This is a genomic window from Pseudonocardia sp. ZF1 (genome assembly GCF_056835605.1).
On record NZ_JAJNBY010000001.1, the window covers coordinates 1,680,213 to 1,694,681 of the forward strand.

At 75.4% G+C, this 14,469-nt stretch carries 15 protein-coding genes; 10 read left to right on the forward strand and 5 right to left on the reverse strand.

Annotated elements, in window-relative coordinates; translation table 11 throughout:
• Positions 1 to 6 precede the first annotated feature (6 nt).
• Entirely contained in the window at positions 7 to 1,143 is a 1,137-nt protein-coding gene (gene metX / locus ZF1_RS08345; RefSeq protein WP_482638686.1) for a homoserine O-acetyltransferase MetX, read from the forward strand.
• Between the two features lie 45 nt (positions 1,144 to 1,188).
• On the opposite strand, the gene ZF1_RS08350 is transcribed toward metX, so the two are convergent.
• A complete protein-coding gene (locus tag ZF1_RS08350; protein ID WP_482636926.1) occupies positions 1,189 to 1,611 on the reverse strand; it encodes a PPOX class F420-dependent oxidoreductase in 423 nt (140 codons plus the stop codon).
• A 66-nt stretch (positions 1,612 to 1,677) separates the two neighbouring features.
• On the opposite strand from ZF1_RS08350, the gene ZF1_RS08355 reads away from it, so the two are divergent.
• On the forward strand, positions 1,678 to 3,456 hold the full coding sequence (locus tag ZF1_RS08355; protein WP_482636927.1) for a proline--tRNA ligase: 1,779 nt from the start codon (positions 1,678 to 1,680) through the stop codon (positions 3,454 to 3,456).
• A gap of 103 nt (positions 3,457 to 3,559) precedes the next feature.
• Here the strand turns inward: ZF1_RS08355 and ZF1_RS08360 are convergent, their stop codons facing one another.
• Both ZF1_RS08360 and ZF1_RS08365 read right to left on the reverse strand, forming a co-directional pair.
• Positions 3,560 to 4,336 (reverse strand): hypothetical protein, encoded by a 777-nt coding sequence (locus ZF1_RS08360; RefSeq protein ID WP_482636928.1) that lies wholly within the window; start codon positions 4,334 to 4,336, stop codon positions 3,560 to 3,562.
• A gap of 95 nt (positions 4,337 to 4,431) precedes the next feature.
• Entirely contained in the window at positions 4,432 to 4,842 is a 411-nt protein-coding gene (locus ZF1_RS08365) for a secondary thiamine-phosphate synthase enzyme YjbQ (RefSeq protein WP_208826695.1), read from the reverse strand.
• Between the two features lie 37 nt (positions 4,843 to 4,879).
• Here ZF1_RS08365 and ZF1_RS08370 point away from each other — a divergent pair, with 37 nt between their 5' ends.
• On the forward strand, positions 4,880 to 5,947 hold the full coding sequence (locus ZF1_RS08370; RefSeq protein WP_482636929.1) for an aminotransferase class V-fold PLP-dependent enzyme: 1,068 nt from the start codon (positions 4,880 to 4,882) through the stop codon (positions 5,945 to 5,947).
• A gap of 13 nt (positions 5,948 to 5,960) precedes the next feature.
• On the opposite strand, the gene ZF1_RS08375 is transcribed toward ZF1_RS08370, so the two are convergent.
• Positions 5,961 to 6,443, reverse strand: coding sequence for a ferritin-like domain-containing protein (locus ZF1_RS08375; RefSeq protein ID WP_482636930.1), 483 nt, complete (start codon positions 6,441 to 6,443; stop codon positions 5,961 to 5,963).
• The gene (locus ZF1_RS08380; protein ID WP_100880012.1) at positions 6,440 to 6,985 is read right to left on the reverse strand and encodes a hypothetical protein; all 546 of its coding nucleotides are present in this window, start codon (positions 6,983 to 6,985) and stop codon (positions 6,440 to 6,442) included. Before ZF1_RS08380 ends, ZF1_RS08375 begins: the two co-directional genes overlap by 4 nt.
• Before the next feature lie 322 nt (positions 6,986 to 7,307).
• Here ZF1_RS08380 and rimP point away from each other — a divergent pair, with 322 nt between their 5' ends.
• The 7 genes from rimP (at position 7,308) to ZF1_RS08415 (ending at position 14,463) form a co-directional block, all read left to right on the forward strand.
• Positions 7,308 to 7,931 (forward strand): ribosome maturation factor RimP, encoded by a 624-nt coding sequence (rimP, locus tag ZF1_RS08385; RefSeq protein ID WP_482636931.1) that lies wholly within the window; start codon positions 7,308 to 7,310, stop codon positions 7,929 to 7,931.
• Complete coding sequence (gene nusA / locus ZF1_RS08390; protein WP_226365945.1) at positions 7,928 to 8,971, forward strand: transcription termination factor NusA; 1,044 nt, start codon at positions 7,928 to 7,930, stop codon at positions 8,969 to 8,971. Before rimP ends, nusA begins: the two co-directional genes overlap by 4 nt.
• 35 nt (positions 8,972 to 9,006) lie before the next feature.
• Positions 9,007 to 9,393: a YlxR family protein gene (locus tag ZF1_RS08395; RefSeq protein WP_405418568.1), complete on the forward strand. Its 387-nt coding sequence runs from the start codon at positions 9,007 to 9,009 to the stop codon at positions 9,391 to 9,393.
• A 97-nt stretch (positions 9,394 to 9,490) separates the two neighbouring features.
• Positions 9,491 to 12,514, forward strand: coding sequence for a translation initiation factor IF-2 (infB, locus tag ZF1_RS08400; protein ID WP_482636932.1), 3,024 nt, complete (start codon positions 9,491 to 9,493; stop codon positions 12,512 to 12,514).
• Positions 12,515 to 12,583: 69 nt separating this feature from the next.
• Complete coding sequence (locus ZF1_RS08405; protein WP_062401124.1) at positions 12,584 to 12,877, forward strand: DUF503 domain-containing protein; 294 nt, start codon at positions 12,584 to 12,586, stop codon at positions 12,875 to 12,877.
• 144 nt (positions 12,878 to 13,021) lie between these two features.
• A complete protein-coding gene (rbfA, locus tag ZF1_RS08410) occupies positions 13,022 to 13,468 on the forward strand; it encodes a 30S ribosome-binding factor RbfA (protein ID WP_062401126.1) in 447 nt (148 codons plus the stop codon).
• Complete coding sequence (locus ZF1_RS08415) at positions 13,465 to 14,463, forward strand: DHH family phosphoesterase (RefSeq protein WP_482636933.1); 999 nt, start codon at positions 13,465 to 13,467, stop codon at positions 14,461 to 14,463. Before rbfA ends, ZF1_RS08415 begins: the two co-directional genes overlap by 4 nt.
• The last annotated feature ends 6 nt before the right edge of the window (positions 14,464 to 14,469 follow it).

Sequence of the window (14,469 nt, forward strand, 5' to 3'; positions counted from 1 at the left end):
GTGTCCGTGAACGACTTCGAGCTCCCTCCCGCCAGCGGCGCCTGGCGGGAGGGGGACGACCCCGGCCGCCGCCACTTCCTCGACCTGCCCGCGCCGCTGAAGCTGGCGGCCGGCGGGGAGCTGCCGGGCGTGCGCCTGGCCTACGAGACCTGGGGCGAGCTCGCACCGGACGGCTCCAACGCCGTCCTCGTCCTGCACGCCCTCACCGGCGACGCGCACCTGGAGGGCCCCGCCGGCCCCGGGCACCCGACGTCCGGCTGGTGGCCCGGGCTGATCGAGCCGGGCGGACCGCTGGACCCGGCCCGCTGGTTCGTCGTCGCGCCGAACGCGGTCGGCGGCTGCCAGGGCAGCACCGGTCCGGCGTCCCGTGCGCAGGACGGGCGGACCTGGGGCAGCCGGTTCCCGACGGTCACCGTGCGGGACACCGTCGTCGCCGAGCAGTACCTGGCCGACGCGCTCGGCATCGACGCGTTCGCCTGCGTGATCGGCGGCTCGATGGGGTCCATGCGGTCCCTGGAGTGGGCGGCCACCGAGCCCGACCGGGTACGGCGGCTGTTCCTGCTCGCCGGGCCCGCGGCGTCGTCGGCGGACCAGATCGGCTGGGCGAGCCCGCAGATCCAGGCCATCACCTCCGACCCGCACTGGCACGGCGGTGACTACCACGACACGCCCGAGGGGCCCTGGCGCGGACTGGGTGTCGCGCGGCGGATCGCGCACCTGTCGTACCGGTCGGGCTTCGAGCTGGCGACCCGGTTCGGCCGTGACCCGCAGTCCGGTGAGGACCCCTTCGCCGGCGGCCGCTACGCCGTGGAGTCCTACCTGGACCACCACGCGCACAAGCTGGTGCACCGCTTCGACGCCGCGTCCTACGTGCGGCTGACCCAGGCGATGAACCACCACGACGTGGGCCGCGACCGGGGCGGGGTGGCGTCGGCGCTGTCGCGGGTCCGGGCCAGGACCTACGTCGCCGGGGTCACCTCCGACCGGCTCTACCCGCTCGCCGAGCAGCAGGAGCTGGCCGACGGCATCCCCGGCGCCGACCCGCTCAAGGTGATCGACTCGCCGTACGGGCACGACGGGTTCCTGGTGGAGACACCGACGGTGGCCCGGCTGCTGGCCGAACTGCTCGACGAGGCGGTCTGATCCGCCGGGGCCGCGCCACCGGGCGCGGCCCCGGCCGGACCGCCGTCAGCCCAGGTTCTCGCCGCAGACGCGCTGCACCCGCATCGTCATCAGCACCCGCCGGTCCCGGACCATGACCTCGCGGTACTCGTCCCAGTCCGGGTGCTCCCCGGCGGCGGCGCGGTACCAGTCGACCAGCGCCTGCACGGCGGGGCCGCCGGGGGAGTCGTCGGGGCCGAGCAGCTCCACCGGGCCCTCGGCCGTCGCCCAGGAGCGGCCGTCGGTGCTCTCCACCGACAGCGCCGCCCGCGGGTCCCGCCGCAGGTTCGCGGTCTTCGCCCGCCCCTCGGTCATCGACACCTGCACCGTCCCGGCAGCGCGGTCGTAGTACGGCGTCACCGGCGACAGCTGGGGCATGCCACTGCGCTTGATCGTCGCGAGGACGCCCTGGCGTGCCCCCGCGAGCAGCTCGTGCTGTTCGTCTCCCATGCCCCGAGTCTGCCCGCTCCGGAACCGGGATGAGCGGCTCCGGGGTCCCTCGCTACCCTTCTGCAGGTGTTGACCCGGATGTCGTCGCTGTTCCTGCGCACCCTGCGTGAGGACCCGGCCGACGCGGAGGTACCCAGCCACAAGCTGCTGGTCCGCGCCGGTTATGTCCGTCGCGTGGCCCCGGGCGTGTACTCCTGGCTGCCGCTCGGTCTCACGGTGCTCCGCCGCGTCGAGAAGGTCGTGCGCGAGGAGATGGACGCCATGGGCGGCCAGGAGATCCAGTTCCCGGCCCTGCTGCCGCGCGAGCCCTACGAGACGACGAACCGGTGGACCGAGTACGGCCCGAACCTGTTCCGCCTCAAGGACCGCAAGGGCGGCGACTACCTGCTCGGCCCGACCCACGAGGAACTGTTCACCCTCGCGGTCAAGGGCGAGTACTCGTCCTACAAGGACTACCCGGTCATCCTCTACCAGATCCAGAACAAGTACCGCGACGAGGAGCGCCCCCGCGCGGGCATCCTGCGCGGCCGCGAGTTCCTCATGAAGGACTCCTACTCCTTCGACCTCACCGACGAGGGCCTGTCGGAGTCCTACCGCAAGCACCGCGACGCCTACGTGAAGATCTTCGACCGGCTCGGGCTGCGCTACGTGATCGTGTCCGCGACCTCGGGTGCGATGGGCGGGTCGGCTTCGGAGGAGTTCCTCGCCGAGTCCGAGACCGGTGAGGACACCTTCGTCCGCGGTCCCGGCGGCTACGCGGCCAACGTCGAGGCCGTCACGACGCCCGCGCCCCCGGCGATCCCGCTCGACGGGCTGCCCGTGGCGCAGGTGCACCACACCCCGGACACCCCGACCATCGAGTCGCTGGTCGACTTCCTCAACGCGCACCGCGAGAGCAGCGTCAGCGGAACGAGCCTCGGCGCCGAGCGGACCTTCACCGCGGCCGACACGCTGAAGAACGTGCTGGTCAAGACGCGGCAGCCGGGCGCGGACGAGTGGGAGCTGCTGGGGATCGGCGTCCCCGGCGACCGCGAGGTCGACATGAAGCGCCTGGAGGCGTCGCTGGAGCCCGCCGAGGTGGCGCTGCTCGACGAGGCCGACTTCGCCCGCAACGGGTTCCTGGTCAAGGGCTACATCGGGCCGGGCGCGCTCGCCGCGAACGGCGTCCGCTACCTCGTGGACCCGCGGATCGTCACCGGCACCGCCTGGGTCACCGGCGCGGACAAGGCCGACCACCACGTCGTCGACCTCGTCGCGGGCCGCGACTTCACCCCGGACGGCACGATCGAGGCCGCCGAGGTGCGCGCGGGGGACCCGTCCCCGGACGGCACCGGCGTGCTGGAGGCCGCCCGCGGCATCGAGATCGGGCACATCTTCCAGCTCGGCCGCAAGTACGCCGACGCCTTCTCCCTCGACGCGCTGGGCCCGGACTCCAAGCCGGTCCGGATCACGATGGGCTCCTACGGCATCGGTGTCTCCCGGCTGGTCGCCGCGATCGCCGAGCAGTCCCACGACGGCTCCGGCCTGGTGTGGCCGCGGTCGGTGGCGCCGTTCGACGTGCACGTCGTCGTCGCGGGCAAGTCCGCGGAGCTGCTGGAGGGCGGCGAGGCCGTCGCCGCCGAGCTGGAGGCCCAGGGACTGTCGGTCGTGCTCGACGACCGCAAGGCGAGCCCCGGCGTGAAGTTCGCCGACGCCGAGCTGATCGGCGTGCCGACGATCGTCGTCGTCGGGCGGGGGCTCGCCGACGGGAAGCTGGAGCTCAAGGACCGCGCCACCGGCGAGCGGAGCGAGATCGACCGCGCCGGTGCCGCCGAGCTGGTCGCGGGGATCGTCCGCGGGGCCTGAGCGGCACCGCCACCCCGCGCCGCCGCCACCCCGCGTCCGCACGAACGGGCCCTTCGTGCGAACCTTTCGTACGAAGGGCCCGTTCGTGCGAACCAGGCGGGGGTCAGCCGGGGCGGACCGCCGAGGCGGCGAGGTCGGTGAGGGCCGAGCGGGGGACCGCGTCGCCCGGGCCGCCGCCCGCGTCCGCGGCGACGACCAGCATCGCGACGCCGACCGACCCGTCCCGGGCCTGGGTGCGGGGGACCGCCAGCACCCCGACCGCGCCGTCGGTGGCGCGGCACCCGCCGGCCCCCGACGCGGTGCCGTCGGTGCGGACCGTGGCCTCGACCCACGTCCCCGGCTCACCGCTGCCCGGACGTGGTCCGGGCGGCCCGACCGCCACCTGCGGTGCGGAGCCGGCGTAGGCCGACTCCCCGGCGCCGCGGGCGAACGCCTGCGCGGCCTGCTCGACCGTCGTCCCGGCCGGGACGGCGACGAGTGCGGCCGCGGCGACCCCGCGTGGCGCGGCGCCGACGGGGCAGTCGCCCGCGGCGAACGGCGGCGCCTCGGCGAGCCGGGCGAACGGCACCCCGAACACGTCCAGGGCGGGCGCGCCGGCGGTCGGGGCCGTCCACCCCGGCGGGGGCGTGACGGCGAACGCGGCGGGCTCCGCGGCCGGGGCGGGTGCGGGGGCGGCCGGTCCGGCCGATCCGGCCGGGGTGGCGGTGGTGGAGTCCGGGCGGATGCCGCCGAGCCCGGCCACCGCGCCGGCCACGACCAGCACGGCGACGGCGGCGGCCAGCGCGGGACGCAGCCGTCGCCCGGAACCGGGGGAGGGGGCGCCCGGGCGCGACGGTGTCGCGGGAGCCGGGCGGTCGGTCGTCGTCCGGCCGGAGGTCACCGGCGCAGCGTACGGCGGTGTCGCGCGACCCCGGTGCGGTGTTCCGTCGGGCGGGCGGCCGTGGTCGCCCGGCGGTCCGGGGCGTGCGGCGGGCCTCAGCCCGGCAGCAGCGTCAGCCGCACCGACCGCGTCGGGTTGTCGATGTTGGTGTCGACCAGGCAGATCGACTGCCAGGTCCCCAGCGCCGGGCGGCCGTCGATCACCGGCACCGTCGTCGACGGCGGCACGAACGCGGGCAGTACGTGGTCGCGCCCGTGCCCGGAGCTGCCGTGCCGGTGCCGCCACCGGTCGTCGGCGGGGAGCAGCTCGCGCAGATGCTCGAGCAGGTCGGAGTCGCTGCCCGCGCCGGTCTCGATGACGGCGATGCCTGCCGTCGCGTGCGGCACGAAGACGTTGAGCAGGCCGTCACCGGCACCGCAGTCGGACAGGAAGCGTTCGATCCGATGCGTCAGGTCCACGACGGTCTCCTCGGAACCGGTCCGGATCTCGATCAGCTCGCTGTGCACGACCTCGACACTAGGACGCTCACTACGCTCGGGCAGCGTGGACGACACCGTCACCGTCGCCGGGTGGGAACTGCCACACCGGCCCGGCTACCTGAACACCGCGAGCATCGGCATCCCGCCGCTGCGGGCGTCGGCGGTGGTCGCCGACGTCGTGGCGCGCTGGGCGGTCGGCGCGGCCTCGCCGAAGGACTTCGACGACGACGTCGAGGCGGCCCGCGCGGGGTTCGCCGCGATCACCGGGGTGCCGGTCGCCGACGTCGCGCAGGGCGCCACGACCTCCGGCCTGATCGGTCCGCTCGCCGCGTCGGTGCCCGACGGCACCCGCGTGCTCGTCGCCCGCGGCGAGTTCTCCTCGGTGACCCGGCCGTTCGCGGTGCAGGCCCACCGCGGGGTCCGGGTGACCGAGGTGCCGCTCCCGGAGCTGGCGGCCCACGCCGCCGACCACGACCTCGTCGCGGTGTCGGTGGTGCAGTCCGCCGACGGCGCGATCACCGACGTCGACGCGCTGCTCGCCGCCCGCGCCCGCAGCGGCGTGCGGCTGCTGTTCGACGTCACCCAGGCCGCCGGGTGGCTCCCGCTGCGTCTGCACGACGCCGACGCCGTCGTCGGTGCCGGGTACAAGTGGCTGCTCGCGCCGCGCGGCACCGCCTGGCTGGCCCGGCGTCCGTCGTGGGTGGACGGGCCGCCCGCCGGGGCGTGCTGGCCGGAGCCCGTCCCGCACTCCGCGGGCTGGTACGGCACCCGGGACCGCTGGGGCGGCGGGCTCTACACCCCGGACCCGCCCGCGCGGCCCGGGCCGGCCGGCGGCGAGGAGGCCCCCGTCTGGTTCGCCCACGCCGGCGCCGCGGTGACGCTGCCCTGGCTGGCCTCGCTCGACGCCGACGGCCTGCGCGCGCACTGCGTCGGTCTCGCGGACACCCTGCGCGAGCGGCTCGGGATGCCGCCCGCCGGGTCGGCCATCGTGTCGGTGCGCGCCGAGGGGGCGGCCGACCGGCTGGCCGCGGCCGGGATCACCGCCGCCGTGCGCGACGGGGCCGCCCGGCTGGCGTTCCACCTGTCGACCACCCCTGACGACGTCGAGGCGGCCGCCGCGGCGCTCCGCTGAGCGCCGCGACCCCTCAGCTGCGGCCGGGGAACACCGGTACGACGGGGGACCGCTCGGTGACCCCGCGCCAGTACGCGAGCCGGCCGGTGCACTCGACCATCGCCTTGAGCCCGGCCTCGCGCAGCGGGACCGACGACGACCGCTCGGTCACCGACCGCCAGGCGGCGATCGCGTCGGTCTCGGCCGACACCAGCAGCGCCCCGGCCGACACCCCGTCGACGACGGGCTGCGGGGCGGCGTACGCCGGCTGCGCCGAGACCGGCCGCTGCCCGATGTCGGACAGGGTCTGGGTGATCTGACCGCGCAGGGTGGTGTGGGCCTCGATGTCGCCGCGGGCCCGGGTCGCCCACTCCGGCGGGATGAACGCGAGCGCCATCTTGTACGCCCACAGCGCCGCGTGCTCGCAGGCGAGTGCCCGCTGCAGCGCCTCGACGGTGACCTGGGGGACCTGCGGCTCGTCGTCGGAGGACTGCCGCGGCTGTGGACCCGCGCTCACGCCGGCGCCCCGGTCAGGACCGCCGCGTAGGTGGCGCAGCAGGCGGCGACCTCGGCGACCAGACCCACCTGCAGCGCCGAGGCGCGGGGGACGACCTCGCCTGCGCTGCGGGCCGACCCGGCGACGGCGTCGCGCACCGCGGCGAGATCCCCCGACGGGGGTGTCGCGGGGGCGGCGATCTGGCCCGGAGTGCGCCCGCCCGCCTGGTCCAGCGCGGCGGCGTGCTCCATCCGGGCCGCGCGCAGCGGCTCCAGCCGGCCCGCGAGCGACGGGTCGCCGGTCACCGCGGCGACGACCAGCGCGGCGTCGGACCGGGCTGCGTCGGCGAGCGCGAGCAGGGCGTCGGAGGCGTCCTCGGTGCGCGTCGTCGCGCTCGAGCAGCCCGCCAGCGGCACCATCGCGGCCACCGCGGCCGTGGTGGCCAGCACCTGGCGCCGCGTCGGGCGGGCACCGCCGCGGCGGGTCACCGGTGACGGGGTCACCGACGGCGGCGGCCCGGCCGGGGACACCCGGGGCGACACGGATGGCTCGCGGTCGTTCACGTCGGGTCATGCTGCCAGCACGTGCCGGGCCGCCCGGCACCGACCGTGCCCGCCCGGGCCGCGGACGACCGCCCACCGACGGGCCACCGACCGGCGGCCCGCCGGGCCGACGCGCTAGGCTCGTCGGCCGTCCCCACCGTCACCGGCACCGTCCGGTCCCGGCCGGACGCGTCGCGGTGTGCGGCGCCGACGTCGCATGCCGTCCGCACGCGTCCGACGTGCCCGCCCACCGGCGGTCACGGCACCACGATCGACGCCCACCCGAAGCCCCGCCGACCGGTCGCCACCGCGGCGGGCACCCTGACACGAGGAGAGTCACCCGATGCGCAGTCCGGACCCCGCACAGCTGGCAGACCAGCTGCGCGGCGTGCTCGAGCCGGTGGTCCACGGGGCCGGGCTGGAGATCGACGCCGTGGAGGTCCGCACCGCCGGGCGACGGCACTCGGTCAAGCTCGTCGTCGACCTGCCCGAGTCCTCGCCCGCGACCGGCATCGACCTCGACGTCATCGCCCGGCTCAGCCGCTCCGCGGCCGCCGAGCTGGACCCGCACGAGCACCTCATCGAGGGCTCGTACACGCTCGAGGTGACCTCGCCCGGGATCGACCGGCCGCTCACCGAGCCCCGGCACTGGCGGCGGGCCTACCTGCGCCTGGCGCGGATCACCCTGACCGACGGCACCGTCGTCGAGGCCCGGGTCGGCCGGCTCGACGGCGACACGGTCGCCGTCGCGGTCCCCGGCCGGAAGGCGCCGGAACGGCGGGAGATCCCGCTCGCCGGGATCCGGCACGCCCAGGTGCAGGTCGAGTTCAAGCCCGCACCGCCCGCCGAGACCGCACTGCTCGACCCGGACGCGCTGTCCGGCAGCACCGACGGGGCCGACGGGGCCCCCACGAACCACGACGACGGCGGCGCCGTCGAGACCGTCCGCGACGAGGAGAACCGGTGAACGTCGACATCCCCGCGCTGCGCGCGATCGAGCGGGACAAGGAGATCCCGTTCGAGACGGTCCTCTCGGCCATCGAGACGGCGCTGCTCACCGCCTACCGGCACACCGACGGCCACCACCCGGACGCCCGCGTCGACATCGACCGCAAGACCGGTGTGGTGCGGGTCATGGTCCGCGACGCCGCCGACGCCTCCGAGGACGGCACCCCCGGCCCGGAGTTCGACGACACACCCGAGGGCTTCGGCCGGATCGCGGCGACCACCGCCCGCCAGGTCATCCTGCAGCGGCTGCGCGACGCCGAGCACGAGCGCACCTACGGCGAGTTCTCCACCAAGGAGGGCGAGGTCGTCGCGGGCATCGTGCAGCGCGACGCGCGCGCCAACGCCCGCGGCGTCGTCGTGGTCGAGCTCTCCGGCGGCACCGAGGCCGTGCTGCCCGCCGCCGAGCAGGTGCCGGGTGAGGTCTACCGGCACGGCGACCGGATCCGCTGCTTCGTCATCGGCGTGAACCGCGGCCCGCGGGGCACCTCGATCACACTCTCGCGGACCCACCCGAACCTGGTGCGGAAGCTGTTCGCCCTCGAGGTGCCCGAGCTCGTCGACGGCTCCGTCGAGATCGTCTCGGTGGCCCGTGAGGCCGGGTTCCGTTCCAAGATCGCGGTGCGCTCGACCCGCTCCGGGCTCAACGCCAAGGGCGCCTGCATCGGCCCGATGGGTGCCCGGGTGCGCGGTGTGATGGGCGAGCTGGCCGGCGAGAAGATCGACATCATCGACTGGTCCGAGGACCCGGCCGAGTTCGTCGGCAACGCGCTCTCGCCGTCGAAGGTGGTCTCGGTGACCGTGCTCGACGAGCGCGCCCGGATCGCCCGCGTCGTCGTGCCGGACTTCCAGCTGTCGCTGGCGATCGGCAAGGAGGGGCAGAACGCCCGGCTCGCCGCCCGTCTCACCGGCTGGAAGATCGACATCCGCAGCGACGCCGACCCGCGCGACCCGGTCACCCCCGACGGTGGGCCGGCCGACCCCGCCGGGGAGCCGTCCTGACCGACGGAGATCAACAGCAGGGGTCGGGCGAGGGAATGCCCGACGATCGCCCTGCGCTACACTCGTCATCGGCCCGCGGTCGCGGACCGTCGCCCACGCACACCCGGTCGGTTCCGATCCGGACCTGTGTGGGGTGCCGGACCCGGGAACGGGCCGACGTACTGTTGCGGGTGGTCGTGGAGAACGGACGTTGCATTCCGGATCCGCGCCGCCGTCTCCCCGGACGGGGTGCCTGGTTGCACCTCTCGACGGGGTGCCTGGACAGGGCCGAGCGACGCTCGGCGTTCGCCCGGGCGTTACGCGTCCGCTCGGCACCGGACGTCACCGCCGTCAGGCGGTGGCTGCAGGAGCCGCGCGACCCGCTGGGGCCCGGGAACCTCTCGGACCCGTCATCGGAAGAAAGCAAGGTCGACCCGTCATGAGCCAGCAGTGAAGATCGCACCATGAACGTGCTTCGACACTAGGTTCGAGGTCGAGCGGGATGCTGCCGCCCGGCCTCCGGTCAGGATGAGGAGAGCAGTGGCAGGCAAGGCCCGCGTGCACGAGCTCGCGAAAGAGCTCGGAATCAGCAGTAAGCAGGTCCTCAGCAAGCTGCAGGACCTGGGGGAGTACGTGAAGTCCCCCTCCTCCACCGTGGAGGCCCCGGTCGCGCGCAAGCTGCGCGACGCGATGGCCTCCGGTGGGGGCGCCGCCGGCGGTCAGCGCCGCGGTTCCGGCGCGCCCGGTGGCGGTCGTCCGCGCGCCGGTGGCTCCGGCGCCCCGTCGCCGTCGCGCCCGACCCCGGGTCCGGCCCCCAAGCCCGGCCCGCGTCCGGGTCCGCCGGCCCCCGCGGCACCCACCCCGGGTGCCCCGTCGCCGGCGCAGCCCGCGGCGCGCACCGACGTCCCGAAGCCGGGACCGGCCGCGCCCAAGCCCGGCCCACAGGCCCCGGCGGCTCCGGCCGTCGAGACCCCCGCCGCGGCCGCCGAGGCCCCGGCCGCGCCGCGGCCCGGTTCCGCCGCGCCGAAGCCCGGTCCGGCGGCCCCGAAGCCGGGTCCGGCCGCGCCGAAGCCCGCCCCCGCGCCCCGTCCGGGCCAGGGACAGGGACAGGGACAGGGTGGCCAGGGCGGCGGCGCCCCGCGTCCCGCCGGCGAGCGTGGCGCCCGTCCGGGCCCGCGCCAGCCGCGCGTCGGCAACAACCCGTTCGGCGTCGGCCAGGGTTCGCCCAAGCCGGGCCCGCGTCCCGGCCCGCCGCAGCCCCAGCAGGGCGGTGGCGGCCAGCAGGGCGGCGGCCGTCCCGAGGCTCCGGCCGCGCGTTCCGGTGAGGCTCCGCCGCGTCCGCCCCGTCCGGGCGGCGCTCCGGGTTCGGGCGGTCCCCGTCCGAACCCGGGCAACATGCCTCCGCGGCCGAACCCGGGCATGATGCCCGCGCGTCCGGCTGCGGGTCGTCCCGGTGCCGGTGGCCGTGGTGGCCCCGGCGGCGGTCGTGGTGGCCCCGGCGGTGGCCGTGGCGGCCCCGGTGGCGGTCGTCCCGGTGGCGGTGGCGGCGGTTTCCGTCCCGGTGGCGGCGGTCCCGGTGGTCCGCCCCCGGCCGGTGGATTCCGTGGTCGTCCCGGTGGCGGCGGTCGTCCCGGTGGCCGCGGCGGTGCCGCGGGTGCCTTCGGCCGTCCCGGCGGACCGGCCCGCAGGGGTCGCAAGTCGAAGCGGCAGAAGCGCCAGGAGTACGACGCCATGGCTGCTCCCTCGGTGGGCGGCGTCCGCCTGCCGAAGGGCAACGGCGAGACCGTCCGGCTGCCGCGTGGCGCGTCGCTGACCGACTTCGCCGAGAAGATCAACGCCAACCCGGCCTCGCTGGTGCAGGTGTTGTTCCACCTCGGTGAGATGGTCACGGCCACCGCGTCGGTCTCGGACGAGATCCTGGAGCTGCTCGGCCAGGAGATGAACTACCGCGTGCAGGTCGTCTCCCCCGAGGAGGAGGACCGTGCGCTGCTGGAGTCGTTCGACATCGAGTTCGGTGACCCGGGCGACGAGGACGCGCTCGAGGCGCGTCCGCCGGTCGTGACCGTCATGGGTCACGTCGACCACGGTAAGACGCGGCTGCTGGACACGGTCCGCAAGGCGAACGTCCGCGAGGGCGAGGCCGGCGGCATCACCCAGCACATCGGCGCCTACCAGGTCGCGGCCGAGCTCGAGGGCGAGGAGCGGCTCATCACGTTCATCGACACCCCGGGTCACGAGGCGTTCACCGCCATGCGTGCCCGTGGTGCGAAGTCCACCGACATCGCGGTCATCGTGGTGGCGGCGGACGACGGCGTGATGCCGCAGACCGTCGAGTCGATCAACCACGCGCAGGCGGCCGGTCTGCCGATCGTCGTCGCGGTCAACAAGATCGACGTCGAGGGTGCGAACCCGCAGAAGATCCGCCAGCAGCTCACCGAGTACAACCTGGTGGCCGAGGAGTACGGCGGCGACACCATGTTCGTCGACATCTCCGCGAAGCAGGGCACCAACATCGAGGCCCTGCTCGAGGCGATCCTGCTGACCGCCGACGCGGCGCTCGACCTGCGGGCCAACCCCGAGATGGAGGCGCAGGGCGTCACCATCGAGGGTCACCTGGACCGCGGCCGCGGCCCGGTGGCCACGGTGCTGGTCCAGCGCGGAACGCTCCGGGTCGGCGACTCGGTCGTGGCCGGCGACGCCTCCGGGCGCGTCCGGCGCATGGTCGACGAGCACGGCCAGGACGTCACCGAGGCGCTCCCGTCGCGTCCGGTGCAGGTCATCGGTCTGACGTCGGTGCCGGGTGCGGGCGACACGTTCCTCGTCGTGGACGAGGACCGGGTCGCGCGCCAGATCGCCGACCGGCGGCGTGCCCGCGAGCGGAACGCCGAGCTGGCGAGCCGTCGCAAGCGCGTCAGCCTGGAGGACCTGGACGCCGCGCTGAAGGAGACCAACACCCTCAACCTGATCATCAAGGGTGACAACTCGGGCACCGTCGAGGCGCTCGAGGAAGCCCTGATGAAGCTGGACGTGGGTGAGGAGGTCGAGCTGCGGGTCATCCACCGCGGCGTCGGCGGTATCACCGAGGGCGACATCAACCTCGCCATCGCGGACAACGTCATCGTCATGGGCTTCAACGTCCGTGCCGAGGGCAAGGCCACCGAGCTGGCCAACCGCGAGGGCGTCGAGATCCGCTACTACTCGGTGATCTACCAGGCGATCGACGAGATCGAGGCGGCCCTCAAGGGCATGCTCAAGCCGGAGTACGAGGAGGTCGAGCTGGGCCGCGCGGAGGTCCGCGAGGTCTTCAAGTCCTCGAAGTTCGGCACGATCGCCGGTTGCCTGGTGATGAGCGGGGAGATCCGCCGGAACGCCCGGGCGCGCCTGCTGCGCGACTCGAAGGTGATCCACGAGAACCTCCCGATCTCGTCGCTGCGCCGGTTCAAGGACGACGTGGTCGAGGTCCGCGAGGGCTTCGAGTGCGGTCTGACGCTCGGTACCTACGGCGACATCAAGGTCGACGACGTCATCGAGACGTTCGAGATGCGGGAGAAGCCGCGCGACTAGCGGCTGACGAACGCGCTCCGACGGGGCGGCCGGTCACCGGCCGCCCCGTCGGCGTCAGCGGAGGTGTGTGTGTACGTCGGCTCCCTGGAGTGTGACGTGCTGCTCGGCGACGTCCGGTCGCTGAAGCAGAAGCGTTCGGCGGTGCGTCCGCTGCTGGCCGAGCTGCGCCGGTTCGAGGTGGCGGCGGCCGAGGCGGGCCATCTGGACCTGCACCGCCGTGCGCTGATCGGGGTGAGCTGTGTCGCCGCCGACGCGGGGCACGTCCGTGCCCTGCTGGAGCGGTGCGAGCGGCTGGTGGCCGCCCGCCCCGAGCTGGAGCTGCTGTCGGCCCGGACCCGGCTGTTCGGCCCCGACGACGACTGAGTCCCGGCGGTCGGGGGACGGACGCAGCGGCACCGCGTCCCGGCGGTCGGGGGACGAACCGGCAGGACCGAGAATCGAACGCGGCGTGACCCCGCGACCCGTGCCTAGACTCGGGCTCGCACGACCCGCTGGAAGGAGCAGGACATGGTCGACCAGGCCCGCGCGCGCAAGCTCGCGAAGCGGATCTCGCAGATCGTCGCGGAGGCCCTCGAGCACGAGGTGAAGGATCCGCGGCTGGCGATGGTGACGATCACCGACACCCGTGTCACCGGCGACCTGCGCGAGGCGACCGTGTTCTACACGGTCATGGGTGCCTCGCTGGAGGAGGAGCCGGACACCGCGGGGGCCGCCGCCGCGCTGCAGAGCGCGAGCGGGGTGCTCCGCAGCCGGGTGGGGCAGCAGACCGGGGTGCGGCACACGCCGAGCCTCGCGTTCGTGCTGGACGCGGTGCCGGACACGGCCCGCCGGATGGAGGAGCTGCTGGCCCGCACCCGCGCCTCCGACGAGGAGGTGGCCCGGCTGGCGGCCACGGCGTCGCCGGCGGGGGACGCGGACCCGTACAAGGCCCCGCGGGAGACCGACGCCGAGTGACCGGCGGCGCGCACGAGCCCGTCCCGGGTCCCGGTCCGGTCGACCCGGCCGGGGCCGCGGCGGTGCTGCGCCGGGCCCGTGACGTGCTCGTGGTCGGGCACGTCCGGCCCGACGCGGACGCCGCGGGCAGCGCCCTGGCCCTGGCCACGGCGCTGCACCGCGCGGGGACCCCGGTCACCGTGTCGTTCGGCGGGCCGGACCCGGTGCCCGCCGGGCTGGTCGACACCCTCGACCCCGACGGGCTGGTCGTCGCCTCGGTGGACGCGCCGCGCGCGCCGGACCTGCTGGTCTGCTGCGACATCTCGTCGTCCCGCCGGCTGGGGGACCTGGAACCGGTGCTGGACACGTCCGGGTCGTCGCTGGCGGTGGACCACCACGCGTCGTTCGTGGCGTTCACGGACCGGTACCTCGTCGACCCGGGCGCCCCGGCGACGGTGACGCTCGTCCGGGCGGTGCTCGCCGAGCTGGGCGCCCCGCTGGACGCGGTCCTCGCTCGGTCCCTGTTCGCGGGGCTCTACACCGACACCGGTGGTTTCCGGCGGGGTGGTGCGGAGGCGCTCCGGATGGGCGCCGAGCTCGTCGAGGCCGGTGCCGAGCCCGCGCCGCTGCTGCGGGACATCGGCGGTCCGGTGCCGTTCGCGTGGCTCGCCGCGCAGGCCACGGTGCTGGCCGGGGCCCACCGGGAGGCGGGCGTCGCGGCGGGGGCCGACCTGGTGTGGGCCGCCGTCGACGTGGCGACGGCGACCCGGTTCCGGGACCGCACGGTCGCCCTGGTCGGGCCGCTGCAGGCCGCGGCCGGGGGCGGGGTGGCGGCGCTGCTGACCGAGACGGCACCGGGGGAGTGGTCGGTGTCGCTGCGCGGCAACGGGTCCCCGGACCTGTCCCGGGTGGCGACGGCGCTCGGCGGCGGCGGGCACACCGGTGCCGCCGGGTTCGAGCGCTCCGGTACCCGCGACGGGCTCCTGGAGCTGCTCCGGGCGGAGCTGGCCCGCTGAGCACGT

Coding starts and splice junctions, on each gene's coding strand:
- rbfA (WP_062401126.1), top strand. CDS start 13,022: ATGGTCGACCAGGCCCGCGCGCGCAAGCTCGCGAAGCGGATCTCGCAG.
- rimP (WP_482636931.1), top strand. CDS start 7,308: ATGCGCAGTCCGGACCCCGCACAGCTGGCAGACCAGCTGCGCGGCGTG.
- ZF1_RS08350 (WP_482636926.1), bottom strand. CDS start 1,611: ATGGGAGACGAACAGCACGAGCTGCTCGCGGGGGCACGCCAGGGCGTC.
- ZF1_RS08395 (WP_405418568.1), top strand. CDS start 9,007: ATGCCCGACGATCGCCCTGCGCTACACTCGTCATCGGCCCGCGGTCGC.